Origin of the sequence: Pseudomonas sp. MN1F (genome assembly GCF_009391885.1) — a bacterium.
GTDB lineage: Bacteria > Pseudomonadota > Gammaproteobacteria > Pseudomonadales > Pseudomonadaceae > Aquipseudomonas.
In genome coordinates this window covers 103449-129099 of record NZ_VZII01000058.1, presented here as the reverse complement: position 1 = coordinate 129099, position 25651 = coordinate 103449, and the positions used below count along the sequence as shown (strand labels likewise).

The window sequence follows — 25651 nt, the reverse complement described above, 5'->3', positions numbered from 1 at the left end:
ACCCATGCCTCGCTTCGCTGCCAACCTGTCCATGCTGTTCACCGAACAGGACTTCCTGGCCCGCTTCAAGGCTGCCGCCGACGCTGGTTTCAGCGGCGTCGAATACCTCTTCCCGTACGACTTCAGCGCAGCCGAAATCAAGCAGCAGCTGGATGCCAACGGCCTGACCCAGGTGCTGTTCAACCTGCCGGCGGGCGACTGGGCCAAAGGTGAGCGCGGTATCACCTGCCACCCCGACCGCGTCGAAGAGTTCCGCGCTGGCGTGGACAAGGCCATCGAATACGCCAAGGTGCTGGGCAACACCCAGGTCAACGCCCTGGCGGGTATTCGCCCACAAGGCCTGCAGTGCGCCGACGTGCGCAAGACCTTCGTCGACAACCTCAAGTATGCCGCCGACAAGCTGAAAGCCGCCGGGATCCGCCTGGTCATGGAAATGATCAACACCCGCGACATCCCAGGCTTCTACCTGAACACCACCCAACAGGCGTTGGAAATCCAGGCCGAAGTCGGCAGCGACAATCTGTTCCTGCAGTACGACATCTACCACATGCAGATCATGGAAGGTGACCTGGCTCGCACCATGGAAGCCAACCTGAACCTGATCAACCACATCCAGCTGGCCGACAACCCAGGCCGCAACGAACCAGGCACCGGCGAGATCAACTACCGCTTCCTGTTCGAGCACCTGGACCGCATCGGCTACCAGGGCTGGGTGGGCGCGGAATACAAGCCGCTGACCACCACCGAAGCGGGCCTGGGCTGGCTGAAAACGCACAACGCGATCTGAATCACTGCTCCCATCGGGACCGCGAACAACTATAAAAGAGGTAATTTCTCATGGCTAAAATCGGTTTCCTCGGCACTGGCATCATGGGCAAGCCCATGGCGCAGAACCTGCAAAAAGCAGGTCACAGCATCTTCGTTTCCACCCACCACGACGCTGCACCGGCCGACCTGATCGCCGCGGGCGCAGTGGCCCTGGCCAACCCGAAGGAAGTGGCCCAGGAAGCCGAGTTCATCATCGTCATGGTGCCGGACACCCCACAGGTCGAAAGCGTCCTGTTCGGTGAAAACGGCGTCGCCGAAGGCGTGGGCCCGAACAAGGTAGTGATCGACATGAGCTCGATCTCCCCTACCGCCACCAAAGCCTTCGCCGAGAAGATCAAGGCCACTGGCGCTGCCTACCTGGACGCCCCGGTGTCCGGCGGTGAAGTCGGTGCCAAGGCCGCGACCCTGAGCATCATGGTCGGTGGCTGCCCGAAAGCCTTCGAACGCACCCTGCCGCTGTTCGAAGCCATGGGCAAGAACATCACCCGCGTCGGTGGCAACGGTGATGGCCAGACCGCCAAGGTCGCCAACCAGATCATCGTCGCCCTGAACATCCAGGCCGTTGCCGAAGCTCTGCTGTTCGCCGCCAAGAACGGCGCCGACCCAGCCAAGGTACGTGAAGCGCTGATGGGCGGCTTCGCATCGTCGAAGATCCTCGAAGTGCACGCCGAGCGCATGATCAAAGGCACCTTCGACCCAGGCTTCCGCATCAACCTGCACCAGAAGGACCTCAACCTGGCCCTGCAAGGCGCCAAGGAACTGGGCATCAACCTGCCCAACACTTCCAATGCCCAGCAAGTGTTCAACACCTGCCAGGCCCTGGGCGGCGGCAACTGGGACCACTCGGCGCTGATCAAAGGCCTGGAGCACATGGCCAACTTCTCGATCCGCGACGACAAGTAAGACGTCCACACCCTTGAGCCTGCGACCACAGGCTCGAGCGTGACCCCGAGCAACACCCGCCCCTGGTTCGGCCTGCACGGAGGCAGTTCCAGGGGCGTTTTTGATTCTGCAGAACAACAATAAATGGGAGCCTGCCATGTCGGTCGATCCGCAAAAACTTCTCCGCGACCTGTTCGACACAGCCATCGCCGCCGCCCACCCACGCCAAGTGCTCGAACCCTACCTGCCCGCCGACCGTAGCGGCCGGGTCATCGTCATCGGCGCCGGCAAAGCCGCAGCCGCCATGGCCGAAGTGGTTGAAAAAAGCTGGCAGGGCGAAGTCTCCGGGCTGGTCGTGACCCGTTACGGTCACGGCGCCAACTGCCAGAAGATCGAGGTGGTCGAAGCCGCTCACCCGGTCCCCGACGCCGCCGGCCTGGCCGTGGCCAAGCGTGTGCTGGAACTGGTCAGCAACCTCAATGAAGAAGACCGCGTCATCTTCCTGCTGTCGGGTGGTGGTTCCGCCCTGCTGGCACTGCCAGCAGAAGGCCTGACCCTGGCTGACAAGCAACAGATCAACAAGGCGCTGCTCAAATCCGGCGCCACCATCGGCGAGATGAACTGCGTACGCAAGCACCTCTCGGCGATCAAGGGCGGCCGCCTGGCCAAGGCCTGCTGGCCAGCCACCGTCTACACCTATGCCATTTCCGACGTGCCTGGCGACCTGGCCACCGTCATCGCTTCCGGCCCGACCGTGGCCGACCCGAGCACCTCGGCCGATGCCCTGGCAATCCTCAAGCGCTACAACATCGAAGCGCCGAAAGCCGTCATCGACTGGCTCAACAACCCTGCTTCGGAAACCGTCAAGGCCGATGACCCGGCCTTGGCCCGCAGCCACTTCCAACTGATCGCCAAACCGCAGCAGTCGCTCGAAGCCGCTGCGGTCAAAGCCCGCCAGGCCGGTTTCAGCCCGCTGATCCTCGGTGACCTGGAAGGTGAATCGCGCGAAGTGGCCAAGGTACACGCCGGCATTGCCCGGCAGATCGTGCTGCACGGCCAGCCACTGAAGGCGCCTTGCGTGATCCTCTCCGGCGGTGAAACCACCGTCACCGTGCGCGGCAATGGCCGTGGCGGGCGCAACGCCGAGTTCCTGCTCAGCCTCACCGAAAGCCTCAAAGGCCTGCCGGGCGTGTATGCCCTGGCCGGTGACACCGATGGCATCGACGGCTCGGAAGAGAACGCTGGCGCCTTCATGAACCCGAGCAGTTATGCCCGCGCCGAAGCCCTGGGCCTGTCGGCCAGCGATGAGCTGGACAACAACAACGGCTATGGCTACTTCGCCGCGCTCGATGCCCTGATCGTCACCGAGCCGACCCGTACCAACGTCAACGACTTCCGCGCCATCCTGATCCTTGAGACTGCCCAATCATGACGCCTGATAAAAAAGTAAAGATCCTTGCCACCCTCGGCCCTGCGATCAAAGGCATCGACGACATCCGCCAGTTGGTCGAAGCCGGGGTGAACATCTTCCGCCTCAACTTCAGCCACGGCGAGCACGCCGACCACGCCCTGCGCTACCAGTGGATCCGCGAAGTCGAGCAACAGTTGAACTACCCGCTGGGCATCCTCATGGACCTGCAAGGGCCGAAGCTGCGCGTCGGCCGCTTCGCTGAAGGCAAGGTCCAGCTGCAACGCGGCCAGGCCCTGCGCCTGGACCTGGACAAGACCCCGGGCGACAGCCGCCGGGTCAACCTGCCACACCCGGAAATCATCGCTGCGCTGGAGCCAGGCATGGACCTGCTGCTCGACGACGGCAAGCTGCGCCTGCGGGTGACTGCCAAGCACACTGACGCGATCGACACCGAAGTGCTGAACGGTGGCGAGCTGTCGGACCGCAAGGGCGTCAACGTGCCGCAAGCGGTACTCGACCTCTCCCCGCTCACCGAGAAAGACCGCCGCGACCTGGCCTTCGGCCTGGAGCTGGGTGTGGACTGGGTGGCCCTGTCGTTCGTGCAGCGACCGGAAGACATCGTCGAAGCGCGCCAGCTGATCGGCGACCGCGCCTACCTGATGGCCAAGATCGAAAAGCCTTCGGCAGTCGAACAACTGCAAGCCATCGCAGAACTGGCAGATGCGATCATGGTGGCCCGTGGCGACCTGGGCGTGGAAGTGCCGGCCGAAAGCGTGCCGCAGATCCAGAAGCGCATCATCGGCACCTGCCGCCAGCTGGGCAAACCGGTGGTGGTGGCGACCCAGATGCTCGAATCCATGCGTTTCTCGCCAGCGCCGACCCGAGCGGAAGTCACCGACGTGGCCAACGCCGTGGCCGAAGGCGCCGACGCGGTGATGCTGTCGGCTGAAACCGCCTCCGGCGACTACCCGCAGGAAGCCGTGCAGATGATGAGCAAGATCATCCGCCAGGTGGAGAACGGCCCGGACTACCAGGCCCAACTGGACGTTGGCCGGCCGAAGGCCGAGGCCACCGTGTCGGACGCCATCAGCTGCGCGATCCGCCGTATCAGCGGCATCCTGCCGGTGGCGGTGCTGGTCAACTACAGCGAGTCGGGGGCCTCGACCCTGCGTGCCGCGCGCGAACGGCCACGGGCGCCGATCCTCAACCTGACGCCAAACCTGGCCACCGCACGCCGCCTGAGCGTGGCCTGGGGGGTGCACTCGGTGGTCAACGACCGCCTGCGCCAGGTCGACGAGGTGGTTTCCACCGCGCTGGAAATCGCCCAGGCGCAAGGCATGGCCAGCCGTGGTGACACGCTGCTGGTGACTGCCGGCGTGCCTTTCGGCAAGCCGGGTTCGACTAACACCTTGCGCATCGAGACCTTGGCCTGAGACGCCGGGGGCGCTTTGCGCCCCCGTTCCGACCGGCGGAAAACCGAGGCCCAAAGAGGCCCACCGCTCCCCCATCAACCTTGCTGACTGCCCATGTACACCAAGAATTTCGTCAACCCGTGCCCCGACTGGGCCACGGCGCTGCTCAACGGCTTCAGCCAGGTGCTGCTGCTGCGCAACCCCCTGTGCGGCCTGTGCTGCCTGCTGGCCATCCTGCTGACCGCGCCCAACCTGGTCGGCGGCGCCCTGCTCGGCGCCCTCGCCGGCCTGCTCACCGCCCAACGCCGCGGCTACGACCGCGCCGACCGCCAAGCCGGGCTGTACTGCTACAACGGCGTGCTGATCGGCATCCTGATCAGCGCCGTGCTGCCCTGGTCGGCCATTCTCCCGCCGCTGATCATCGCAGCCGGCGGCCTGTCGAGCATCATCACCCACCAATGGCGCAAGCGCGGCGGCAAGCTGCTGGTTGCCTATACCGCGCCATTCGTGCTGCTTGGCTGGGTTGCCCTGCTGTTCGCAAGCCCGGCGCCCAGCGGTTTCGTCGAGGCAGAACCTGCGTATGCCCTGGCGCGTGGCGTAGGGCAGATCTTCCTGCTCGACCAGCCGCTGGCCGGGTTGCTGATCATCATCGGGATGTTCATTGCCAACCCCTATGCGGCGATGTGGGCCGTGCTCGGTTCGGCCATTGGCGGCGGGGTGGCACTGCTCGCCGACCAGGCGCAAGCGGCATGGCTGGGGCTGTACGGTTTCAATGCGGCACTGGCGGCATTGGCGTTCAGTCGCCAGGGTGAAAAACCTTGGGTGACGTTGCTGGCCATTGCCCTGGCTTTGCTGTTGCAACCGTTGTTCAAGCTATTGCCTGTCGCCGGGCTGACTGCGCCCTTCGTCGCCGCTTGCTGGCTGATGCATCTGGGCAGCCACCTCGCCCAGCCCCGGCAACGCGACGCCAGCCGCTTGCACAGCTGAAACGCAGCCCCTAGGCTCTGCCCATCGCAACTGTGGAACGAGCCAATGAACAACCTTGCGAGCCTGCGCGAGCGGCTCTACGTCATCGTCTTCCAGACCGACACCGTGGCTGGAAGACGCTTCGACAAGATCCTCCTGCTGATCATCCTGGCCAGCCTGGTCACAGTGATCCTCGACAGCATCGACGATGTGCACCAGGGCTACGCGGGCCTGCTGGCCGCCATCGAGTGGGGCTTCACCGCGATCTTTTTGGCCGAGTACCTCACCCGCCTGTACTGCTCGCCCAGGCCGTTGCGCTATGCCTTCAGCTTCTACGGCCTGGTCGACCTGCTGGCGATCGTGCCGGGGATCATCGCCCTGTACTACAGCGACGCTCAGTACCTGCTGATGATCCGGGTGATCCGGATGCTGCGGATCTTCCGCGTGCTCAAGCTCAGCCCCTACCTCAAGCAAGCGCATTACCTGCTGGACGCACTGCGCGGCAGCAAGCAGAAGATCATCGTGTTCCTGGTCAGCGTGTCGACCCTGGTCACCGTGTTCGGCACCCTGATGTATGTGATCGAAGGGCCGGAGCATGGCTTTACCAGCATCCCCAAAGGCATCTACTGGGCGATTGTCACGCTGACCACGGTAGGCTTCGGCGACATCGTGCCAAAGACGCCGCTGGGGCAGGTGCTGTCGTCGCTGGTGATGATCACGGGTTATTCGATCATCGCCGTGCCGACCGGTATCTTCACCGCCGAACTGGCCAATGCAATGCGCGGCGAGCAGCTGCAACATGACTGCCCGACCTGCCACAAGAAAACTCATGAGCATGGCGCCGCATTCTGCTCGCGCTGCGGCAATGCGCTGTTTGCCAAAACCGAATAAGCAAAGTGCCATTCGGTCTTTAATCGGCCAATAGCCAAACGTTATAGTCGCTGGCACATGGCCAAACATTTGAACCATAACAAGGACGCAACGTGAAAAAACTCTTCACCGCCTCGCTGCTCGCCGCCGGCCTGGCCCTGGGCAACCTGGCCCAGGCTGCCCCGACCCTGCTGAACGTTTCCTATGACGTGATGCGCGATTTCTACAAGGACTACAACCCGGCGTTCCAGAAGCACTGGGAAGCCGAGCACAACGAGAAGGTCAATGTGCAGATGTCCTTCGGCGGCTCGAGCAAGCAGGCGCGTGCGGTGATCGATGGCCTGCCGGCCGATGTCATCACCATGAACATGGCCACCGACATCAATGCCCTGGCCGACAACGGCAAGCTGGTGCCGGACAACTGGGTGACCCGCCTGCCGAACAACAGCGCGCCGTTCACCTCGGCCACCGTGTTCATCGTGCGCAAGGGCAACCCCAAGGCCCTGAAGGACTGGCCTGACCTGCTCAAGGACGGCGTGCAGGTGATCGTGCCCAACCCCAAGACCTCGGGTAACGGCCGCTACACCTACCTGTCGGCGTGGGGCTATGTGCTCAAGCAAGGTGGCGATGAAACCAAGGCCCGCGAATTCGTAGGCAAGCTGTTCAAGCAGGCGCCGGTGCTCGACACCGGTGGCCGTGCCGCCACCACCACCTTCATGACCAACCAGATCGGCGACGTGCTGGTCACCTTCGAGAACGAAGCCGAGATGATCGCCCGCGAGTTCGGCCGCGATCAGTTTGAAGTGGTCTACCCGAGTGTGTCGGCCGAGGCCGAGCCACCGGTGAGCGTGGTCGACAAGGTGGTGGCGAAGAAAGGCACCCAGGCCGTGGCTGAAGAATACCTGAAGTACCTGTGGTCACCGGCGGCCCAGGAAATCGCCGCACAGAACTACCTGCGTCCGCGGGATGCGACGGTGCTGGCCAAGTACACCGACCGCTTCCCGAAAGTCGACTTCCTGTCGGTGGAGAAGACCTTCGGTGACTGGCGCACCGTGCAGAAGACCCACTTCAACGACGGTGGCGTGTTCGACCAGATCTACACCAATCAGTAATTGAGGTAGCCAGGGCTGGCCTCTCGCGGATGAATCCGCTCCTACAGCCGCGAAGAGGCCGGCACAGGCAACATCACAGCTGGCGGAATACCAGGGCCTTCAGCCCTCCCGCCGGGTCCACATCAGGAAACTCCGGCGGATTCTCCAGCCGCTCGACAAACGCCAACGCAGGCGCCTGCTCGGCCATCCCTTCAATCAGAAACTCTGGCCCGATCCCCGGGTCGTTGACGCAGGCCAGCACCGTCCCGCCTTCATTGAGCAACTCCGGCAAGCGCCGCAGGATCTTGGCGTAATCCTGGGTCAGCACAAAGCTGCCGCGCTGGAAGGTCGGCGGGTCGATGATGATCAAGTCATAAGGCCCGTATTTGCGCACCTTGCCCCACGACTTGAACAGTTCATGCCCCAGGTAGGCGACCCGCGACGCATCGTGCCCGTTCAGGCGATGATTATCGCGCCCGCGCGACAGCGCCGACTTGGCCATGTCCAGGTTCACCACCTGCTCGGCACCGCCAGCAATCGCCGCCACCGAGAAGCCGCAGGTGTAGGCGAACAGGTTCAATACCCGCTTGCCCGCAGACTGCTCGCGTACCCAGCGCCGGCCGTAGCGCATGTCGAGGAACAGGCCGTTGTTCTGCCGCACACCCAGGTCGAGCAGATAGGTCAGGCCATCCTCGACCACCTCGCGCTGCTGGCAGGGCTCGCCCAGCAGCCACTGGCCCGGGCTGTCGGGCAGGTAACGGTGCTGGATGAGGATCGCCTGGCCGGTCCATTGCGGGCGTTCGGCCAGCTTGCGCAGCATGGCTTCCAGCTCAGCCAGCTGGCCCTCGGGCGGTTCGCGGAACAGCGCCACCGACAGCACACCCTGCAGCCAGTCCACCGTGACCTGCTCCAGGCCCTCCCAGCAACGGCCGCGGCCATGGAACAGGCGACGGGTTTCGGCGGGAGCAGGGTCAAGGGCAGCGAGCAGGTGCTGTTCGAGGGTGTGGATCGGCGAAGTCATGGCGGGTCGCAAGCAAGTGAAAAGGCCGCCATTCTACCCCTTGGCCGGCACTTGTGCAGAACGGAACCACCAGCCCTGCTGCATGCCCGCTGCCGCCAGCAGAATCAACGCCACCCCCAGCCACTGCAACGGCGCCAGGCGGTGCCCAAAGGCCACCCAGTCGACCAGGATCGCGGCAATCGGGTAGATGAACGACAGCGCCCCCGTCAACGCCGTGGGCAGGCGCTGGATGGCGCTGTACAGCAGCACATACATCAACCCGGTGTGGACCATGCCCAAGGTCACCAGGCTGGCCAGCGCCGACGGTTCGCCCGGCAGCCCGCCCAGCTTCACCCAGGGCGCCAGCAGCAGCACCCCGGTGGCGACCTGGATCAACGCGATCAGGTGCGGTGGCGTGCCTTTCAGGCGTTTGATGATCAACGCGGCGATCGCATAGAGAAACGCCGCGCCCAGCGCCAGGGCAATGCCCTGCAAGTAATCCTCACCACTGGCCTGCCCCGCGCCATGGGCGCTGACGATCGCCAGCATGCCCAGGAACGCCACGCTCAGCCAGGTGACCTTGGCAGCAGTGATCTTCTCGCCGAGGAACAGCGCCGCCAACCCCACCAGCATGAACGGCTGCACGTTGTACACCGCCGTGCCGATGGCGATCGACGCCCTCGAGTAGGAGGCGAACAACAACACCCAGTTGCCGACAATGGCCACGCCGCTGGCGATGGCCAGCAGGAACGCGGTACGGGTTATCACCCCCGGTTTGAGAAAACCCAATGCCGCGCAGATCACCAGCAAGGTGCCGGTACCGAACACGCAGCGCCAGAACACCACTTCCAGCACCGGCTGCCCCGACACCAGCACGAACCAGCCGATGGTCCCGGAAATCAGCATGGCGGCAACCATTTCCAGCGAGCCACGGCGTAATGAACTGTCCATCTCACACCTCCCTTGGATGATGGCCATAGTATGTGGAGGGTCGCAGTATGCCTTCCAGCGGATATCCAAGGCATATCAGCCAGTTCACCTTTACTATCAAGGCAACTTTCCTGATTTGCCTGATGAGGTACGCATGACCGACGCCATCGACCAACAGTTGATCAATGCCCTGATGGAAGACTCACGCCGCTCGCTCAAGGCGCTGGCGCAGATCAGTGGGCTCTCCGCCCCCAGCGTCAGCGAGCGCCTGCGCCGCCTGGAGGAACGCGGCGTGTTGCGCGGCTACACGGTGGATATCGACCCGCGCAGCTTCGGCTACCAGCTGCAGGCGATCGTGCGCATCCGCCCGCTGCCGGGCCAGTTGCAGGAAGTGGAGCGGCAGATCATCGCCATCCCCGAGTTCACCGAGTGCGACAAGGTGACTGGCGAGGACTGTTTCATCGCGCGGTTGCATGTGCGCTCGATGGAGCAGCTCGACACCCTGCTCGACCGGATCAATGTGCTGGCCGAAACCAACACCGCGATCATCAAGAAGAGCCCGGTGAAGCGGCGGTTGCCGCCGATGGACTGAGTGTATCCACTCGACAGGCTAACTGGCTATTTTTTGTACACAAGAATGTCACTTTATGTGCCATTTTTGTGTGCACTTTTCCAAGTAACGCCCCAATACGTTACACATCCCGCGCCACTAATTCTGACCAAATGATCAACTAATAAGCCAACTAAAAATTTAAACCTGTTCATTTGGTCAACTTATATTCCCTTCATTTCATCAACTTAATTTTCAATTGCTTAGATTCAAATTAGTGACCATCTGAAACTCGTTTGCCGCTGGCATGGAACTCGCTTTTGTGTGTTCGTGTTTTGTATACAAATCCTACGAAACATAAATACACAAGAACCCGCGACGCCGGCCCAATACCGGCCGCCGCGCCCAGAACCCAGTGATGCCAAGCTGCACCGACGAGATGGCGAGCCCGTGCGCATGCCCGCTCATCGCAGTCCACGTGCATCAGGAGCCTGCCGGAATGAGTACCAGCCTCGACCTTGCCCCTGAACTATCCGTCGCCAGCACCAGCCCCTCTTCCACCCTTGCCGGCGACATGCCGCCCCTGGGCCTGAGCCCACGCCTGCATAACCGCGACCTCGCGCCCACCCGTATCGAAGGCCGCCGCTGGGGCCGCTACAGCATCTTTGCGCTGTGGACCAACGATGTGCACAACATTGCCAACTACTCCTTCGCCATGGGCTTGTTCGCCCTTGGCCTGGGTGGCTGGCAGATCCTGCTGTCGCTGGCGATCGGCGCAGCCCTGGTGTACTTCTTCATGAACCTGTCCGGCTACATGGGGCAGAAGACCGGCGTGCCGTTCCCGGTAATCAGCCGTATCGCCTTTGGCATCCACGGTGCACAGATCCCGGCGCTGATCCGTGCGGTGATCGCCATCGCCTGGTTCGGCATCCAGACCTACCTGGCATCGGTGGTGCTGCGCGTGCTGCTCAGCGCCGTGTGGCCGCAAGTGGCCGCTTATGACCACGACAGCATCCTCGGCCTGTCGAGCCTGGGCTGGGTGTGCTTCGTGGCGATCTGGCTGGTGCAGCTGGTGATCCTCGCCTACGGCATGGAGATGGTGCGCCGCTACGAGGCCTTCGCCGGCCCGGTGATCCTGCTGACCGTGGCCAGCCTGGCAGTGTTCATGTACTTCAAGGCCGATGCGCGCATCGCCTGGTCGGTAGCCGAGCCGCTGAGCGGCTATGAGATGTGGCGCAACATCTTCGCCGGCGGCGCCCTGTGGCTGGCGATCTACGGCACCCTGGTGCTGAACTTCTGTGACTTCGCCCGCTCCTCGCCGTGCCGCAAGACCATCCGCGTCGGCAACTTCTGGGGCCTGCCGGTGAACATCCTGGTGTTCGCCATGATCACCGTGGTGCTGTGCGGCGCGCAGTTCCAGATCAACGGCCAGATCATCGACAGCCCGACCCAGATCGTCGCCAGCATCCCCAGCACACCGTTCCTGGTGCTCGGCTGCCTGGCCTTCCTGATCGTCACCGTGGCGGTGAACATCATGGCCAACTTCGTCGCTCCCGCCTTCGTGCTGAGCAACCTGGCGCCACGCCACCTCAATTTCCGCCGCGCCGGGCTGATCAGCGCAACCCTGGCGGTGCTGATCCTGCCGTGGAACCTCTACAACAGCCCGCTGGTGATCGTGTACTTCCTGTCCGGCCTGGGCGCCCTGCTTGGCCCGCTGTACGGGGTGATCATGGCCGACTACTGGTTGCTGCGCAAAGGCCGCATCAACGTGCCGGAGCTGTACACCGAGCACCCGACTGGCGCCTACCACTACAGCAAAGGCGTCAACCTGCGCGCCATGGCCGCCTTCGTACCGGCGGCACTGCTGGCCATCATCCTGGCGCTGGTGCCGAACTTCCACGGCATCGCGCCGTTTTCCTGGCTGATCGGCGCCGGCATCGCTGCCGCGGTGTACCTGCTGATCGCCCCGCGTAACCGCCAATACCACGATGTCAGCGGCGAGTGCATCGCCGTCGACCACAGCAGCCATTGATCAAGGAGGACTGCCCATGCGTATTCTGATCGCCAACGTCAACACCACCGAAGCCATCACCCAAGCCATCGCCGAGCAGGCGCGCAGCGTCGCCGCGCCCGGCACGCAAATCATCGGCCTGACCCCCTGGTTCGGCGCCGAGTCGGTGGAGGGCAATTTCGAGAGTTACCTGGCCGCCATCGCCGTGATGGACCGCGTACTGACCTACGACGGCCCTTACGATGCGGTGATCCAGGCCGGCTATGGTGAACATGGCCGCGAAGGCCTGCGGGAGCTGCTCAACGTGCCGGTGGTGGACATCACCGATGCCGCCGCCAGCACCGCCATGTACCTGGGCCACGCCTATTCGGTGGTGACCACCCTGGACCGCACCGTGCCGCTGATCGAAGACCGCCTGAAGCTGTCTGGCTTGTATGACCGTTGTGCCTCGGTGCGGGCCAGTGGCCTGGCTGTGCTGGAACTGGAAGAGGACCCGCAACGCGCCGTGGAGGCGATCGTCGAGCAGGCCGAGCGTGCCGTGCGCGATGACAAGGCCGAGGTGATCTGCCTGGGCTGTGGCGGCATGGCCGGGCTGGATGAGCAGATCCGCCAGCGCACCGGGGTGCCGGTGGTCGATGGGGTGAGCGCGGCGGTGACCATTGCCGAGTCGCTGGTGCGGATGGGGCTTAGCACCTCCAAGGTGCGCACCTATGCGACTCCGCGGGAGAAAAAAGTGCTGGGCTGGCCGATGAAGTTCGGGCGGTAACACGGGCTCGCCTGGCCCGCCATTGGTAACAGCGGATCAGGTCGGGCAGCTATGGGCACCGCCGTTGAGGCCTTGGCGGACGTTGCGGCTGAGCAGGCTGGCCTTGCCGTCGTGCCAGGTCAGGGTGAGGACGTAGAGGGTGTCGAAATCGTCGCCGCTCCAGTCTTCGGTGATCACCCGCTCATCGCCCAACGCCTTGCCGGCGACGGAGTTGATCAATTCGGGCAGATAGCCGTGGGACCAGGCGGTATAGACCGTGGCATTGCGGTACTTCTCGCTGACCAGTTCATCGGCGAGTTCGTCGGTGTCGTTGGCAGCAAAGTCGATGTTGACCGGCAAACCCAGGCGAATGGCGCTGGGGGTGATGGTCATCAGCGGACGGATGTAGCTGTAGCTCTGGTCCTGGCTGCCTTCCTCGACATGCCGCGAGGGGCTGGCCGCGAACACGTAATCCGCCTTGCCGAAGCGCTCCGGCAGCAAGGTGGCCAGGTCCAGAGCGCGATTGAGCCCCTGGCAATTCAGTTGCCCCAAGCCTTCACCGGGCTTTTCGGCATGGCGCAGGAATACCAGCGTCTGGGTGCCGTCGACCGGTTGAGCGCGGCTTTCGACCACTTCCAATGCCAGCGGCACAGCCGCGGCGACGAGGGCCAGGCTGAGCATCAGGTGGCGGCGACGTCGAATGAAAGATGGCAACTTCATGTGGGCAGGCTCTTGTGGCAAAAGGTATCTGGGTACCCGCCACATTGCCCCGCGGCCCATGCCGCAGGGCATCCGTGTTAGTGATTGCCATCCTTGGCAACGAGCAGGACTCAGAGTGTCCTCAACCCGTTTGGTTCCTCCCTGAGTGTGGATGCCGTTCCCTAGGCAAGGATTACGTTAGAGCAGGCGTGTTGCGCAATTATGTCGAGTGCGAATCGGTGATGACCACATCGAAGACCTGCTCGATCACCTGTTTTGGCCCCTGGTTCAGACTCCAGGTAAAGAACACAAGAAACCCGAGCAAGAAGACGAAGAGAACCGAGCCCACGAGACTCTGAGCAACGCCCAACCAAAATCCAGGCTTGGCATTTCTGATTTCGTTGCTGGCCTTTTCGGAGTAGTAGCGATCGAGTTCAGCAGCCTGGGTGGCAATCGATGCGTCCAGGAACCCCTGAACAAGCTGGCTCGCCTGATTGCGATAGCTTTCCAGCTGTGTGGGGCTGTTACTGACATCATGAAACGGAGCCAGATCAATGTCTTTTGGCTCTCTGTCATGCTTGACTTTGAAGGACTGGATGAACTCAATTTTCTGTCGTTTGTATAACGAGTAAGCAATGATCCCGAGGGTATCCTGGTCACTCTCAACTAGGACCGAGTAAATGTGGTTGTAACAGCCATCGGCCATGGGGCTGTTACTCCTTGCGTAAGCGACCATGTGCGCTTTCAAATGCAGCATTCAGCTCCGAACGGGTTTTTCTGGTGCTGGTTATGATGCCTGTAAGCTCCCGTGGCAAAGGGATTTCCATTCGGCCGCCCGAGGCCACCAGCAGAGCGTTCGCTTCGCGGATAACCTTCGAGGAAAAATGCGATTTCATGGGCATGCCACCCTCTTGACTCGTTAAGAGCTGCAAGGGTAGCCGTCTGCCGAAAGCACCACAATCAGATGTAAGCCTACAGAACGTGTAGTCCTTTTCTGCCCCCTGTAGGACGCGAACCAGTCAATCATCCCGCGTCAGCACTTCCAGCAATTCAATCTCGAACGTAAGGTCCGAATTCGGCGGAATCGCCCCCACGCTGCGCTCGCCATACCCCAGGTGCGCCGGAACCTGCAGCTTGCGCTTGCCTCCCACACGCATGCCCATCAGCCCCTGGTCCCAACCTTTGATGACACGCCCGGTGCCAATCACACACTGGAAGGGTTTGCCGCGCGACCACGACGAGTCGAACTCGCTGCCGTCGGCCAGCCAGCCGGTGTACTGGGTGGTGATCAGGGCGCCTTTGACGGCGGCCTTGCCGTCGCCTTCGACGAGGTCGGTGATCTGCAGTTCGCTGCTCATGGGCATGCTCCAACGCTGAAATTCAAGGGCGCCCTTTTCTCAGGAATGCACCGGTTTGGCAAGTTCGCGTGGCGTGCCGTGCTGACGCATCGACCACAGCACGCCGCCGATCACCAGAATGATTGCCGCCGCTTCCAGCAGGCTCGGCCCGGCCTGCCGCCAGAGGAAGGCATACAACAACGCGAACAGGGTCTCGAACACGATCAGCTGCCCGCTCAAGGTCAACGGCAGGCGTTTGGACGCCGCGTTCCACAGCGCCGTGGCCAACCACGAACCCAGGACGGCGCAACCCAGGCACGCGGCCCAGAACAGCCACCAACGCGCCATCGGTGCCTCGACCTGCAGCTGCTGCGGCTGCCACATCGCCAGGGCAGCCACCATCACCAGGCTGCTCAGGCCGGTCAGCACGCCGATCAGCACCGACCACTGGTGGCTGTCGAAATGCCCGCTCTGCTTGAGGTAACGGCTGTTCTGCACCGCGTACCAGGTCCAGCAGGCCAGCGCGGCCAGGGCGTAGAACAGCCCAAGGAGCTTGTCGCCGATATCGCCTGGGGCAAAGGCGAAGGTCTCCAGATTGATGCACAGCATGCCGGCAAGGATCAGCGCCAGCGGGCCGATCAGCCGCCGGATCGGCACAGCGCCACTGTCGTTGCGGCCATACAGGGTGATGGTCAACGGCAGCACACCGACGATCAGCGAGGCCGGTGCCACGCCCAGGCGTTGGATCGCCGCCACCAGGCAGATGAAGTACACCAGGTTGCCGACCACTGCCAGGCGCAGCAGCATCCAGCCGTCCGCCAAGGTCAGCTGACGCAGCTGCCGGGCCATCGGCACGGCCAGCAGCAACGAGATCAGGCCGACCATTGCATAGCGCACGCTGCTCAGCAGCATCGGGTTGAACTCCGGCAACAGCTCCGGAACCATCAGTACCATGCCCCACAAGGCACCGGCCCCACAGGCATACATCACACCGCGCTTCACGCTTTTCGCTCCTGTTCGTGGATGCGCGCAGGCTACCGCTGTACGGGGCTGGCGGCAAAGGATCTTTGCGCATGCGAGCATTCCCGTCGAAAGTGGCTCAGCCGAACTGTTCGAACGCCTGCTCGCCGGTCAGCTCCTTGGTCTGATTGGCGAAGCAGTACCAGGCAGGTTTCTGCTCGACGAAGATCTGCAGGTCGAAATCCCAGGCCTCGTCGCCGTCCAGCAGGCCTACCGGGACCGCATAGTGGTCCTTGTCCTTGAGCCGGTAATACAGGTGCGTGCCGCAACGGCTGCAAAATCCACGCTGGGCCCACTCGGACGAGTCGTAGACTGCCGGCGCCCGCCCCTCGAAGACCGGTGCCTGGCTGCAATCCACGACCAGCAGCGGGCCGCCGGTCCATTTACGGCACATGCTGCAATGGCAGGCGCTGATGTGGGTATTGTCGACTGTGGCGCGCAGGCGGGATTCACCGCAGAGGCAGCTGCCGCTTTTTTCCAGAGTCATGGTGGGGCTCCTTGCAGGTTGGGCCAGCAAGTATAGATCGGGCTCCATGCCACTGAGCCCGCAGCCCCACCCGCGCGATCAGATGAACACGCTGCCGCGCAGGTACAGCGCCGCACGCCCACTGATGATCACCCGGCCATTGCCAGGCACTTCACAGTGCAGTTGCCCCTTGCGCGCCCCGCCCTGCTCGCAGCTCAGCGACGACTTGCCCAGCCGCTCGGCCCACAACGGCGCCAGAGAGGTATGCGCAGAGCCGGTAACCGGGTCTTCATTGACGCCAACCCGAGGGCCGAACCAGCGGGTGACGAAGTCGAAGCCACGGCCAGCAGCGGTAACCGCGATGCCACGCACGTCGAATGCCGACAAGGCGACAAAATCGGGCTTCAGCGGGGCCAGCAGTGCTACATCATCGACCATCACCACATAGTCGTCGGAGCGGTAGACCGCCCTGGCAGCGTTAAGGCCCAGCGCTTCCAGCAACCCGGCCGGCACGTCCACGGCTCGCGGTTGCTTGGCCGGGAAATCCATGGCCAGCAGGCCGTCCGTGCCACGGCTGACCCGCAGTTCGCCACTGCGGGTGTTGAAGCGCAGCACTTCGGCTTGCTCGCCCAGCTGTTCGAACAGCACGTAGGCCGAGGCCAGTGTGGCGTGGCCGCACAGGTCGACTTCGACGGTGGGGGTGAACCAGCGCAGGTCGAAGGTTTCGCCATTGCGTACGCAGTAGGCTGTTTCCGACAGGTTGTTCTCTTCGGCGATGCGTTGCAGCACATCGTCTGGCAGCCAGCTTTGCAGGGGGATCACCGCTGCCGGGTTGCCACCAAAGGGTTCGGCGGAGAAGGCATCGACCTGGAAGATTTCGAGTTGCATCAAACGCTCCTTGTGATCCGGGCAATGCCGGGGGTATTGAAAGGGTTATGCGCGGACCGGGGTGAGCACCGGCTGGCCGGCGAAGAAGGCTTGCAGGTTACCCAGCACCAGGGTCACGGTGTCACGTGCGGCCTCGGGCGACTGGCCGGCCACATGAGGCGTGAGCACCGTGTTGCCGAGGGCCTTGAGGGCATCTGGCACGGCGGGTTCGTCGTCGAACACATCGAGCGCGGCGCCGGCAAGCCGGCCTTGTTCAAGGGCTGATACCAGCGCCTGGGTGTCGACCACGCTGGCCCGGGCGATATTCACCAGGTAACCCTCCGCGCCCAGCGCCTCAAGCACCTGGGCATCGACCAGATGGCGGGTATTGGCGCCACCAGGGGTGGCAACGACCAGGATGTCGACGGCAGCGGCCAGCTGCAACGGGCTGTCGTACCAGGTGTAAGGCACGTCCGTTCGCGGGGTGCGGCTGTGATAGCTGATGTTCATGTCGAAGCCCAGGCTGGCACGCTTGGCGATGGCCTGGCCAACCGCGCCGAGGCCCAGCAGGCCCAGGCGCTTGCCACTGACCGACGGGCTGATCACCCGGTTCCACTCGCCACGACGGGTGCTGGCGTCTGCGCGAGGAATGTCGCGCAGCAGCGCCAGCAGCATGGCCAGGGTGTGGTCGGCAACTGCCGCAGCATTGGCGCCGGCGCCATTGGTGACAGTGATGCCACGGGCGGCAGCGGCGGCCAGGTCGACCTGCTCGTAGCCAGCACCGATCACGCAGATGATCTGCAGCTTGGGCAAGGCGGCGATTTCAGCGGCGGTCAGGCCCAACGGGCCACGGGTCAGCACGGCATCGATCTCGCCAGCATGGCGAAGGATGGCGTCGGCGCGCATTTGTGGGGATGGGGCACGGATCAGGCGGTAGCCGGCCTGTTCGAGTAATGGCAGATAATCGTCGACGGTTTCTACCAGTACCAGGACTGTCTTGCTCATGCCACCTCCTTGATTATCAGAGGGGCATTATGCGGAGTCACCAGCCAGTACAGTCAACTGAAATATCCAGCTAAAACTGTACTGTACCGGCACAAGGATTACTGCCCGTAGGCGCGCCCCAACCCACCCGGCACACCACTGCTGTCGGTCTCCTGCCATGGCCCATCCGGGTTCAGCGACCAGCTCCAGCCGTTGTCATAACGGTAATAGGTACGCTGCCGGTAAAAGACATTGGTCTTGTTCTCCAACACATACACCCCGAGCTTCGGATCCCAATGGCTGGCGCCACCCGGCGGTGGCGCGAAGCTGGCGGAGGTGCGTGGCATCGGCTTGGGAATGGCCGCTGGCTTGCTCGGCTGCGTCGATGGCTGCCCGCCCGGCAACGGCTTTACCGCAGGCCCCTGGTGCGGTGGCACGGTCTCGATCGGAGGCGACGGCTGCTCATACGGCTGCTGCGAGGTACAGGCGGACAAACCCAGGGCCAGGGTAATCAGGGTCAGGCGGACGGCGCTATGCATGGCGTTGCTCTCTTACTGGTCTGGGCTGTCGATGGTCAGGTGCTGGGTGGCCTGGGTGGTATTGGCCAAAGGCGCGCCCTGGCCGATCCATTCGCCGCGGGTCGGCTGGCCGGCGCGGGATACACGTGCAACCAGTTGGACTTCGGCGAACTGGGACAGTTTCATCTGCGGCAGCATAGCGTCAGCGTCGGACAATTCCACTTCCAACGGCAATTGCGCCACGGTGACCCGCTTGGCCGCCAGCGGCATGGGCGGGCCGTTGCTGGCTCGGGCAAAGATGAACACGGTGTCGTCAGGCTTGACCTTGTCCTTGAGCGCCGCCGCCAGCTCCACCCGCACCTTCAGCCGGGCTGCCGCAGTAGCCTGCGGTTTCGCGCCGCTGCCCAGGCGCTCTGCCGCGCGGTCGATGCCGCCTTGCAGCGCCGCCCGCGAGGCATCACCTTCGGGCAGTTGCGCCAGCAGGCGGTTCCAGTAGTCGATGGCTTCCTGGTAGCGCTCGCCCTCGAAGGCAGCGATGCCCCTCAGGCCCAGGCTGGTGACCTCGTTCGGGTCGGCCTTGAGCGCTTCGTCGGTCAGCGCCTGCACCTGCGGGCTCCATTTCTTGTCTGCCGCGAAGTACAGCGCCTGGGCCCACTGGCCCAGCAGCTCGGGCTGGCGACCGGCCAGGGCGACGGCGCGCTCGTACGCCCGTGCCGCATCAGCTGGGCGCTGCTGGGCCATGTAGGCCCGGCCAAGGAAGTACAGGCCTTCGGCCGAGTCCGGCTGAGCCTCCACGGCACGCTCCAGGCGCGTGGTCATTTCGTCCATGGTCTTCGGTGCGGCGGCGAATTCCTGGGTCAGCTCGACCTTGTCCGCCGCGCCGAAGTGCAGGTACAGCCCCAGTGCAAGGGCTGGCACAAGCACTGCCGCCAGCAATGGCAGGGCCTTGCCCAGGTGCCCCTGGCGCGCGGGTTCCGCGCCTTCGGTGTCAGCCAGCAGCTCACGGGCCGCCTCATCGCGGCCCTTGGCCATTTGCGCCTCGTCGAGCACGCCAGCGGCCTGCTGGGCGGCCAGTTCGGCGACGCGCTCCTGGTACAGGGCGACGTTCAGGGCGGTGCGGTCTTCTTCCTGCTGCTGGCGACGGCCACGCAGGATCGGGATCAGCAGAAAGCCGAGGGCGGCGAGCAGCAGCAGGCCCGCGCTAAGCCAGAATTCAGTCATGGGTCTGTTCTTTTTCCAGCAGTTTGGCGAGACGCTCGCGTTCTTCGACGGACAGTTCCTGTGCAACCTGGGTCGCCGGGCCACGGCGGCGGCGGACAATCACCGCCAATACCACGAAGCCACCGGCCAGCAGGATGCCCGGGCCGAACCACAGCAGCCAGGTGCGGCTGCTGAGCGCCGGTTTGTAGCGCACGAAGTCGCCATAGCGATCGACCATGAAGTCGACGATCTGCTGGTTGCTCTTGCCTTCGCCGAGCATGCGGAAAATCTCGCGGCGCAGGTCGGCGGCGATCGGCGCGTTGGAGTCGGCGATGTCCTGGTTCTGGCACTTGGGGCAGCGCAGTTCCTTGGTCAGTTGCTGGTAACGCTCGCGCTCGGCGTCATCGCGGAACTGGTAGGTATCGATGGCCGCCTTGGCCACACCGGCCAGGCTCATGCCCAACACGGCGGCTGCCAGCCAGCGCCTCATGGCTTGGCCTCGTCAACCAGGCCCTGGTACAGCGGCGCCAGTTGCTCGCGCCAGACGTCGGCATCGACGATGCCGACATGCTTGTAGCGGATGATGCCCTTGGCGTCGATGAGGAAGGTTTCCGGCGCGCCATACACGCCCAGGTCCAGCCCCAGGCTGCCCTGCTCGTCACGGATATCCAGCTGGTACGGGTTGTGGAACTCGGCCAGCCACTTCTGCGCGGCAGCGTTGTCGTCCTTGTAGTTGATGCCGTGGATCACCACGCCCTGCTGGGCCAGCTGGTTCAGGTACGGGTGCTCGACCTTGCACGACGGGCACCAGGTGGCCCACACGTTGACCAACGCTGGCCGGCCGTGCAGGTCGGCCTGGGTCAGGTTGCGGTCACCCTGGGTCGATGCCAGGGCGAACGCCGGGAACGGCTTGCCGATCATCGCCGATGGCAGCTCGTCGGGCTTGAGGAACAGCCCCTTGTAGAGGAAAACCGCCATCAGCAGGAATACCGCCAGTGGCACGACCATGATCCAACGCTTCATGCAACAGCTCCAGACACGCCCAGGGCCTCGCGCACCCGGGTCTTGACCTTGACGCGATAACGCCGGTCGAACGCCGCCAGCAACCCGCCCAGGCCGGTCAGCAGACCGCCCAGCCAGATCCAGCGGACGTAAGGCTTGATATGCACGCGCACCGCCCAGGCGCCGTTTTCCAGCGGCTCACCCAGGGCAACGTACAGGTCGCGGGTGAAACCGGCATCGATGCCGGCCTCGGTCATCATCGACTGCTGCACGGTGTACAGGCGTTTTTCCGGATGCAGGGTGGTCACTTCACGGCCGTCACGGGTGACCACGATGGTGCCCTTGTCGGAGATGAAGTTCGGCCCCTCGAAGTGCTTGGCGCCCTCGAACAGGAAGTGATAACCGCCCAGCTCGACGCTCTCGCCCGGCGCCATGCGCAGGTCGCGCTCGGCGCTGTTGTTGCTCGACAGCACCACGCCCAGGGCACACACCGCCAGGCCCAGGTGCGCCAGCTGCATGCCCCAGTAGCTGCGGGTCAGGCCGCGCACGCCCTTGGCCAGGCCTTTGTGGCGGGTCTTGTCGACGATGTCGCGCAGGCCGCCGAGCACCACCCAGGCCGCCAGGGCGAAGGCGCTCAGCACCGGCCAGTCGAGATCGTCGACGATGAAGCCGGCAACCGGCGCCAGCACCGCGCTGCCGATCAGCACCGGGGTCATCATGTTCGCCAGCCACTTGCCGGGGGTGTCTTTCCAGCGCACCACCACACCCACGCTCAGCACCACCATCAGCAGCGCCATCAGCGGCAGGAACAGGGCATCGAAGTAAGGTGGGCCGACCGACAGCTTGGCCCCGGTCAGGGCATCGAGCACCAGCGGGTACAACGTACCCAGCAGGATCATCGAAGCCGCCACCACCAGGATCAGGTTGTTGGCCAGCAGCAGGGTTTCACGCGACCACAGGGCGAAGCCGACCTGGCTCTTGACCACCGGGGCGCGCAGGGCGAACAGGGTCAGCGAGCCACCGACCACGAACAGCAGGAAGATCAGGATGAACACGCCACGCGCAGGGTCGGCAGCGAACGCGTGCACCGAGGTCAGCACACCGGAGCGGACCAGGAAGGTGCCCAGCAGGCTCAACGAGAACGCGGCAATCGCCAGCAGCACGGTCCAGCTCTTGAACACCCCGCGTTTTTCCGTCACCGCCAGCGAGTGGATCAGCGCGGTACCCACCAGCCACGGCATGAACGAGGCGTTCTCCACCGGGTCCCAGAACCACCAGCCGCCCCAGCCCAGTTCGTAGTAGGCCCACCACGAGCCCAGGGTGATACCCACGCCGAGGAAGGCCCAGGCGACGATGGTCCAGGGCCGCGACCAGCGCGCCCAGGCCGCGTCCAGGCGCCCGCCAAGCAGCGCGGCAATGGCAAAGGCGAAGGCCACCGAGAAGCCCACATAGCCCATGTACAGCATCGGTGGGTGGACGATCAGGCCGAAGTCCTGCAGCAATGGATTGAGGTCACGGCCGTCGGTTGGCACCTGCGGCAGCAGGCGCTGGAACGGGTTGGAGGTGATGATCAGGAAGCTCAGGAAGCCGACGCTGATCATGCCCATCACCGCCAGCACACGGGCCAGCATCACCTGCGGCAACTGGCGCGAGAAGATCGACACGGCGAAGGTCCAGCCGCCGAGGATCAGTGCCCACAACAGCAACGAACCTTCGTGGGCGCCCCACACTGCACTGAACTTGTAGTACCACGGCAAGGCGCTGTTGGAGTTGCTGGCCACGTAGGCGACCGAGAAATTGTCGGTCATGAAGGCGTGGGTCAGGCAGGCAAAGGCGAAGGCCAGAAAGGTGAACTGGCCCCACGCTGCCGGGCGCGCCAGGCTCATCCACAGGCTGTCACCACGCCAGGCACCAAGCAGCGGCACCGTGGCCTGCACGGCAGCGAAGCAGATCGCCAGGATCATCGCCAGCTGGCCGAGTTCGGGGATCACCAGTGCCGCGTTCATGGCTTGGCCTCCGCACCGCGGGCCGCCTGGCCGCTTTCCTTCAGGGCCTTGGTGACCTCCGGTGGCATGTACTTCTCGTCGTGCTTGGCCAGCACTTCGTCGGCCACCACCACGCCATCGCCGTTGAGCTTGCCGAGGGCAACGATGCCCTGCCCTTCACGGAACAGGTCCGGCAGGATGCCGCGGTAGGTGATGGGCACGGACTTGTTGAAGTCGGTGACCACGAAACGCACATCGAGCGAATCGGAGGAACGCTGCACCGAGCCCTTCTCGACCATGCCACCGGCGCGGATGCGCGTGTCCAGCGGCGCTTCGCCGTTGGCGATCTGGGTCGGTGTGTAGAACAGGTTGATGTTCTGCTGCAGGGCGCTCAAGGCAAAGCCGACGGCAACCGCAACCCCGGCCAGCAGGCCGAGGATAATGAACAGGCGTTTCTTGCGCTGCGGATTCACTGGTTGTTCTCCCGGCGCAAACGGCGCGCCTCATCTTGCAGGTAGCGACGGCGGGCCAACAACGGTGTGGCGACATTCAGCGCCAACACCGCCAGGCAGATGCCATAAGCCGACCAGACATACAGGGCATGGTGGCCCATGGCGAGAAAATCGCCGAAGGAAGCGAAACTCATCGCACGGCCCTCCGCCCCAGGCTGTTCATCACTTCATCCTTGACCCAACTGGCGCGGGCCTCGCGCTTGAGTACCTCAAGGCGCATGCGCAGCAGCAGCACGGCACCGAAGAAGCAGTAGAAGCCCAGCGCCGTGCACAACAGCGGCAGCCACATCTCGGCCGGCATCGCCGGTTTTTCGGTGAGGGTGAAGGTGGCGCCCTGGTGCAGGGTATTCCACCACTCCACCGAGTACTTGATGATCGGGATGTTGATCACGCCGACGATGGCCAGCACCGCGCAGGCCTTGGCCGCGCTGTCGCGGTTGCTGATGGCCTGGCCCAGGGCAATGATGCCGAAGTACAGGAACAGCAGGATCAGCATCGAGGTCAGCCGTGCGTCCCAGACCCACCAGCTGCCCCAGGTCGGCTTGCCCCAGATGGCCCCGGTGACCAGCGCCACGGCGGTCATCCAGGCGCCGATGGGCGCTGCGCATTGCAGGGCGACATCGGCCAGTTTCATCTTCCACACCAACCCCACCACGCCGGCCACCGCCAGCAGTACATAGCAGGACTGCGCCAGCATCGCCGCCGGCACATGGATATAGATGATGCGGAAGCTATTGCCCTGCTGGTAGTCCTCGGGGGCGAAAGCCAGGCCCCAGACCACGCCGGTGACCAGCAGCAGCACGGCGGAAACGGCCAGCCATGGCAGCATGCGGCCGCTGATGGCATAGAACCATTTCGGCGAACCCAGTTTGTGGAACCACGTCCAGCTAATTTTCATCAGGTACATCCAGGGTATTAGCCGGGCTTGAAAGCCCGGGACTCGTTATTCACCGACGCTGATCTTCAGGCCGGCCGCTATCGCAAAGGGCGCCAGGGTGACGGCCAGGGCTGTCAGGCTGGCGAGCCAGAGCAGATGGCCGGTCGCAGGCATATTCTGCAATGCCGCCTGCAACGCACCACTGCCCAGGATCAATACAGGGATATACAACGGCAGAATCAGCAGCGCCAGTAACAAACCACCGCGCTTGAGACCGACCGTCAGCGCAGCGCCAACCGCGCCCAGCAAGCTCAACACCGGCGTGCCCAGCAGCAGTGAGCCGAGCAGCACCGGCAGGCAGTGGCTGGGCAAGCCCAGCATCAGCGCCAGCAATGGCGCCAACAATACCAGCGCCAGCCCGGAAAAGATCCAGTGTGCCAGCACCTTGGCCAGCACCAGCATGGCCAGCGGGTGCGGTGACAGCACCCACTGCTCCAGCGAACCGTCCTCGAAATCGCTGCGGAACAGGCCGTCGAGCGACAGCAGCACGGCCAGCAAGGCCGCGACCCAGACCAGTCCAGGCGACAAGGTTTGCAACAATTGGCTTTCCGGCCCAACCGCCAGCGGGAACAGCGCCACGACGATGGCGAAGAACACCAGCGGGTTGGCCAGCTCCGCCGGGCGGCGGAACAGCAGGCGCGCTTCACGGCGCAGCAACAGAATGAATACGCTCATGCCGCCCATTGCCCCAGATTGAGTTCCCGGTAGCCGGACGGCTTGCGCTCCAGCGTGTGGTGCGTGGTCAGCACCACCGTGCCGCCTTGTTCGCAGTGGGTGGCCAAATGCGCTTCGAGCTGGGCCACGCCTTGCTTGTCGAGGGCGGTGAAGGGTTCGTCGAGGATCCACAGCGGCGGGCTGTCCAGGTGCAGCCGGGCCAGGGCCACGCGGCGCTGCTGGCCGGCGGACAGGGTATGGCAGGGGACATCTTCGAAGCCGCGCAAACCGACCGCTTCGAGTGCCGACCAGATGGCTTCAGGGGTAGCCGGTTGGTGCAGGGCACAGAGCCAGGTGAGGTTCTCCTGCGCCGTGAGCAGGTCCTTGATGCCAGCCGCGTGGCCGATCCACAGCAGGATGCTGGCCAGGGCATGGCGCTGTTCGCCAAGCGGCTGGCCACCCAGCAGGATCCGCCCGGCAGTAGGCTGCATCAGCCCGGCCAACAGGCGCAGCAGGCTGGTTTTGCCACTGCCGTTGGGGCCGCTGATCTGCAGCATGTCGCCGGGGCGCAGCTCGAAATCGAGGTGCTCGAACAACAGGCGCCAGTCGCGCTCGCAGGCCAGGCCCACGGCTTGGAGGTGAAGGGTCACGGATTCGCCTTATCTAGATGCTTCTCAAGTCGCCCACCTCGCTGCCGTTATACTGGCAGTGACAGGCGGCAGGCATTATTACATGTGCTGCCACGCTGCCAAGAGGGCGGGTTCCACAGGTTGT

Annotated in this window: 30 protein-coding genes; 10 read left to right on the top strand and 20 right to left on the bottom strand. The window is 63.9% G+C overall.

Going from position 1 to position 25651, the window contains the following annotated elements:
- The first annotated feature begins 4 nt into the window (after positions 1–4).
- The 7 genes from hyi to F6X59_RS25580 all read left to right on the top strand — a co-directional run bounded on the left by hyi (position 5) and on the right by F6X59_RS25580 (position 7481).
- The gene (gene hyi / locus F6X59_RS25610) at positions 5–787 is read left to right on the top strand and encodes a hydroxypyruvate isomerase (protein WP_152958890.1); all 783 of its coding nucleotides are present in this window, start codon (positions 5–7) and stop codon (positions 785–787) included.
- A gap of 50 nt (positions 788–837) precedes the next feature.
- Positions 838–1731 carry a 2-hydroxy-3-oxopropionate reductase gene (locus F6X59_RS25605; RefSeq protein ID WP_008091658.1) on the top strand — a complete coding sequence of 298 codons (894 nt, stop codon included), beginning with the start codon at positions 838–840 and terminating at the stop codon, positions 1729–1731.
- A gap of 136 nt (positions 1732–1867) precedes the next feature.
- A complete protein-coding gene (locus F6X59_RS25600; protein WP_152958889.1) occupies positions 1868–3142 on the top strand; it encodes a glycerate kinase in 1275 nt (424 codons plus the stop codon).
- Positions 3139–4554, top strand: coding sequence for a pyruvate kinase (gene pyk, locus F6X59_RS25595; RefSeq protein WP_152958888.1), 1416 nt, complete (start codon positions 3139–3141; stop codon positions 4552–4554). Before F6X59_RS25600 ends, pyk begins: the two co-directional genes overlap by 4 nt.
- A 93-nt stretch (positions 4555–4647) precedes the next feature.
- On the top strand, positions 4648–5520 hold the full coding sequence (locus F6X59_RS25590) for an urea transporter (RefSeq protein ID WP_152958887.1): 873 nt from the start codon (positions 4648–4650) through the stop codon (positions 5518–5520).
- A 45-nt stretch (positions 5521–5565) separates the two neighbouring features.
- Positions 5566–6390 (top strand): ion transporter, encoded by an 825-nt coding sequence (locus F6X59_RS25585; RefSeq protein ID WP_152958886.1) that lies wholly within the window; start codon positions 5566–5568, stop codon positions 6388–6390.
- A 92-nt stretch (positions 6391–6482) separates the two neighbouring features.
- Positions 6483–7481, top strand: a complete 999-nt coding sequence (locus F6X59_RS25580) for a sulfate ABC transporter substrate-binding protein (protein WP_313202104.1) — start codon at positions 6483–6485, stop codon at positions 7479–7481.
- A 73-nt stretch (positions 7482–7554) separates the two neighbouring features.
- On the opposite strand, the gene F6X59_RS25575 is transcribed toward F6X59_RS25580, so the two are convergent.
- On the bottom strand, positions 7555–8481 hold the full coding sequence (locus F6X59_RS25575; RefSeq protein WP_152958885.1) for a class I SAM-dependent methyltransferase: 927 nt from the start codon (positions 8479–8481) through the stop codon (positions 7555–7557).
- A 33-nt stretch (positions 8482–8514) separates the two neighbouring features.
- On the bottom strand, positions 8515–9411 hold the full coding sequence (locus tag F6X59_RS25570) for a DMT family transporter (RefSeq protein WP_152958884.1): 897 nt from the start codon (positions 9409–9411) through the stop codon (positions 8515–8517).
- 133 nt (positions 9412–9544) lie between these two features.
- Between F6X59_RS25570 and F6X59_RS25565 the strand changes: the two genes are divergently transcribed.
- The 3 genes from F6X59_RS25565 to F6X59_RS25555 all read left to right on the top strand — a co-directional run bounded on the left by F6X59_RS25565 (position 9545) and on the right by F6X59_RS25555 (position 12717).
- The gene (locus F6X59_RS25565) at positions 9545–9982 is read left to right on the top strand and encodes an Lrp/AsnC family transcriptional regulator (protein WP_152958883.1); all 438 of its coding nucleotides are present in this window, start codon (positions 9545–9547) and stop codon (positions 9980–9982) included.
- A 457-nt stretch (positions 9983–10439) separates the two neighbouring features.
- Positions 10440–11972, top strand: a complete 1533-nt coding sequence (locus tag F6X59_RS25560; protein WP_152958882.1) for an NCS1 family nucleobase:cation symporter-1 — start codon at positions 10440–10442, stop codon at positions 11970–11972.
- 16 nt (positions 11973–11988) lie between these two features.
- Positions 11989–12717: an aspartate/glutamate racemase family protein gene (locus F6X59_RS25555; RefSeq protein ID WP_152958881.1), complete on the top strand. Its 729-nt coding sequence runs from the start codon at positions 11989–11991 to the stop codon at positions 12715–12717.
- Positions 12718–12753: 36 nt separating this feature from the next.
- Here the strand turns inward: F6X59_RS25555 and F6X59_RS25550 are convergent, their stop codons facing one another.
- The 18 genes from F6X59_RS25550 to ccmA all read right to left on the bottom strand — a co-directional run bounded on the left by F6X59_RS25550 (position 12754) and on the right by ccmA (position 25527).
- Complete coding sequence (locus tag F6X59_RS25550; protein ID WP_152958880.1) at positions 12754–13416, bottom strand: histidine phosphatase family protein; 663 nt, start codon at positions 13414–13416, stop codon at positions 12754–12756.
- Positions 13417–13615: 199 nt separating this feature from the next.
- A complete protein-coding gene (locus F6X59_RS25545) occupies positions 13616–14101 on the bottom strand; it encodes a hypothetical protein (RefSeq protein ID WP_152958879.1) in 486 nt (161 codons plus the stop codon).
- A gap of 7 nt (positions 14102–14108) precedes the next feature.
- Positions 14109–14297: a hypothetical protein gene (locus F6X59_RS25540; RefSeq protein WP_152958878.1), complete on the bottom strand. Its 189-nt coding sequence runs from the start codon at positions 14295–14297 to the stop codon at positions 14109–14111.
- A 117-nt stretch (positions 14298–14414) separates the two neighbouring features.
- Positions 14415–14753, bottom strand: coding sequence for an FKBP-type peptidyl-prolyl cis-trans isomerase (locus tag F6X59_RS25535; RefSeq protein WP_012315472.1), 339 nt, complete (start codon positions 14751–14753; stop codon positions 14415–14417).
- Between the two features lie 39 nt (positions 14754–14792).
- Positions 14793–15734, bottom strand: a complete 942-nt coding sequence (locus F6X59_RS25530; protein WP_372240534.1) for a DMT family transporter — start codon at positions 15732–15734, stop codon at positions 14793–14795.
- Between the two features lie 97 nt (positions 15735–15831).
- Positions 15832–16239, bottom strand: coding sequence for a GFA family protein (locus F6X59_RS25525; RefSeq protein WP_152958877.1), 408 nt, complete (start codon positions 16237–16239; stop codon positions 15832–15834).
- Between the two features lie 78 nt (positions 16240–16317).
- Entirely contained in the window at positions 16318–17106 is a 789-nt protein-coding gene (locus tag F6X59_RS25520) for a PhzF family phenazine biosynthesis protein (RefSeq protein WP_152958876.1), read from the bottom strand.
- Positions 17107–17151: 45 nt separating this feature from the next.
- Positions 17152–18090, bottom strand: a complete 939-nt coding sequence (locus F6X59_RS25515) for a 2-hydroxyacid dehydrogenase (protein ID WP_152958875.1) — start codon at positions 18088–18090, stop codon at positions 17152–17154.
- Between the two features lie 98 nt (positions 18091–18188).
- Complete coding sequence (locus tag F6X59_RS25510) at positions 18189–18608, bottom strand: hypothetical protein (RefSeq protein ID WP_152958874.1); 420 nt, start codon at positions 18606–18608, stop codon at positions 18189–18191.
- 12 nt (positions 18609–18620) lie between these two features.
- On the bottom strand, positions 18621–19808 hold the full coding sequence (gene ccmI / locus F6X59_RS25505) for a c-type cytochrome biogenesis protein CcmI (protein ID WP_152958873.1): 1188 nt from the start codon (positions 19806–19808) through the stop codon (positions 18621–18623).
- Positions 19801–20277, bottom strand: coding sequence for a cytochrome c-type biogenesis protein (locus F6X59_RS25500; RefSeq protein WP_152958872.1), 477 nt, complete (start codon positions 20275–20277; stop codon positions 19801–19803). Before F6X59_RS25500 ends, ccmI begins: the two co-directional genes overlap by 8 nt.
- Positions 20274–20810 carry a DsbE family thiol:disulfide interchange protein gene (locus F6X59_RS25495; RefSeq protein WP_152958871.1) on the bottom strand — a complete coding sequence of 179 codons (537 nt, stop codon included), beginning with the start codon at positions 20808–20810 and terminating at the stop codon, positions 20274–20276. The genes F6X59_RS25500 and F6X59_RS25495 overlap by 4 nt, the downstream gene beginning before the upstream one ends.
- Entirely contained in the window at positions 20807–22780 is a 1974-nt protein-coding gene (locus tag F6X59_RS25490; RefSeq protein WP_372240544.1) for a heme lyase CcmF/NrfE family subunit, read from the bottom strand. The genes F6X59_RS25495 and F6X59_RS25490 overlap by 4 nt, the downstream gene beginning before the upstream one ends.
- An 11-nt stretch (positions 22781–22791) precedes the next feature.
- Positions 22792–23247, bottom strand: a complete 456-nt coding sequence (gene ccmE, locus F6X59_RS25485; RefSeq protein WP_346652317.1) for a cytochrome c maturation protein CcmE — start codon at positions 23245–23247, stop codon at positions 22792–22794.
- Positions 23244–23420 carry a heme exporter protein CcmD gene (gene ccmD, locus F6X59_RS25480; protein WP_152958869.1) on the bottom strand — a complete coding sequence of 59 codons (177 nt, stop codon included), beginning with the start codon at positions 23418–23420 and terminating at the stop codon, positions 23244–23246. The genes ccmE and ccmD overlap by 4 nt, the downstream gene beginning before the upstream one ends.
- Positions 23417–24184, bottom strand: coding sequence for a heme ABC transporter permease (locus tag F6X59_RS25475; protein WP_152958868.1), 768 nt, complete (start codon positions 24182–24184; stop codon positions 23417–23419). Before F6X59_RS25475 ends, ccmD begins: the two co-directional genes overlap by 4 nt.
- A 45-nt stretch (positions 24185–24229) precedes the next feature.
- A complete protein-coding gene (gene ccmB / locus F6X59_RS25470; RefSeq protein ID WP_371263234.1) occupies positions 24230–24907 on the bottom strand; it encodes a heme exporter protein CcmB in 678 nt (225 codons plus the stop codon).
- The gene (ccmA, locus tag F6X59_RS25465) at positions 24895–25527 is read right to left on the bottom strand and encodes a cytochrome c biogenesis heme-transporting ATPase CcmA (protein ID WP_372240533.1); all 633 of its coding nucleotides are present in this window, start codon (positions 25525–25527) and stop codon (positions 24895–24897) included. The genes ccmB and ccmA overlap by 13 nt, the downstream gene beginning before the upstream one ends.
- Positions 25528–25651: the final 124 nt, after the last annotated feature.

Excerpts from the sequence above, each read along its gene's own strand:
- hyi (WP_152958890.1), top strand. The coding sequence starts at position 5 with ATGCCTCGCTTCGCTGCCAACCTGTCCATGCTGTTCACCGAACAGGAC.
- F6X59_RS25605 (WP_008091658.1), top strand. The coding sequence starts at position 838 with ATGGCTAAAATCGGTTTCCTCGGCACTGGCATCATGGGCAAGCCCATG.
- F6X59_RS25600 (WP_152958889.1), top strand. The coding sequence starts at position 1,868 with ATGTCGGTCGATCCGCAAAAACTTCTCCGCGACCTGTTCGACACAGCC.
- pyk (WP_152958888.1), top strand. The coding sequence starts at position 3,139 with ATGACGCCTGATAAAAAAGTAAAGATCCTTGCCACCCTCGGCCCTGCG.
- F6X59_RS25590 (WP_152958887.1), top strand. The coding sequence starts at position 4,648 with ATGTACACCAAGAATTTCGTCAACCCGTGCCCCGACTGGGCCACGGCG.
- F6X59_RS25585 (WP_152958886.1), top strand. The coding sequence starts at position 5,566 with ATGAACAACCTTGCGAGCCTGCGCGAGCGGCTCTACGTCATCGTCTTC.
- F6X59_RS25575 (WP_152958885.1), bottom strand. The coding sequence starts at position 8,481 with ATGACTTCGCCGATCCACACCCTCGAACAGCACCTGCTCGCTGCCCTT.
- F6X59_RS25570 (WP_152958884.1), bottom strand. The coding sequence starts at position 9,411 with ATGGACAGTTCATTACGCCGTGGCTCGCTGGAAATGGTTGCCGCCATG.
- F6X59_RS25565 (WP_152958883.1), top strand. The coding sequence starts at position 9,545 with ATGACCGACGCCATCGACCAACAGTTGATCAATGCCCTGATGGAAGAC.
- F6X59_RS25560 (WP_152958882.1), top strand. The coding sequence starts at position 10,440 with ATGAGTACCAGCCTCGACCTTGCCCCTGAACTATCCGTCGCCAGCACC.
- F6X59_RS25555 (WP_152958881.1), top strand. The coding sequence starts at position 11,989 with ATGCGTATTCTGATCGCCAACGTCAACACCACCGAAGCCATCACCCAA.
- F6X59_RS25550 (WP_152958880.1), bottom strand. The coding sequence starts at position 13,416 with ATGAAGTTGCCATCTTTCATTCGACGTCGCCGCCACCTGATGCTCAGC.
- F6X59_RS25545 (WP_152958879.1), bottom strand. The coding sequence starts at position 14,101 with ATGGCCGATGGCTGTTACAACCACATTTACTCGGTCCTAGTTGAGAGT.
- F6X59_RS25540 (WP_152958878.1), bottom strand. The coding sequence starts at position 14,297 with ATGCCCATGAAATCGCATTTTTCCTCGAAGGTTATCCGCGAAGCGAAC.
- F6X59_RS25535 (WP_012315472.1), bottom strand. The coding sequence starts at position 14,753 with ATGAGCAGCGAACTGCAGATCACCGACCTCGTCGAAGGCGACGGCAAG.
- F6X59_RS25525 (WP_152958877.1), bottom strand. The coding sequence starts at position 16,239 with ATGACTCTGGAAAAAAGCGGCAGCTGCCTCTGCGGTGAATCCCGCCTG.
- F6X59_RS25520 (WP_152958876.1), bottom strand. The coding sequence starts at position 17,106 with ATGCAACTCGAAATCTTCCAGGTCGATGCCTTCTCCGCCGAACCCTTT.
- F6X59_RS25515 (WP_152958875.1), bottom strand. The coding sequence starts at position 18,090 with ATGAGCAAGACAGTCCTGGTACTGGTAGAAACCGTCGACGATTATCTG.
- F6X59_RS25510 (WP_152958874.1), bottom strand. The coding sequence starts at position 18,608 with ATGCATAGCGCCGTCCGCCTGACCCTGATTACCCTGGCCCTGGGTTTG.
- ccmI (WP_152958873.1), bottom strand. The coding sequence starts at position 19,808 with ATGACTGAATTCTGGCTTAGCGCGGGCCTGCTGCTGCTCGCCGCCCTC.
- F6X59_RS25500 (WP_152958872.1), bottom strand. The coding sequence starts at position 20,277 with ATGAGGCGCTGGCTGGCAGCCGCCGTGTTGGGCATGAGCCTGGCCGGT.
- F6X59_RS25495 (WP_152958871.1), bottom strand. The coding sequence starts at position 20,810 with ATGAAGCGTTGGATCATGGTCGTGCCACTGGCGGTATTCCTGCTGATG.
- ccmD (WP_152958869.1), bottom strand. The coding sequence starts at position 23,420 with ATGAGTTTCGCTTCCTTCGGCGATTTTCTCGCCATGGGCCACCATGCC.
- F6X59_RS25475 (WP_152958868.1), bottom strand. The coding sequence starts at position 24,184 with ATGAAAATTAGCTGGACGTGGTTCCACAAACTGGGTTCGCCGAAATGG.
- ccmB (WP_371263234.1), bottom strand. The coding sequence starts at position 24,907 with ATGGGCGGCATGAGCGTATTCATTCTGTTGCTGCGCCGTGAAGCGCGC.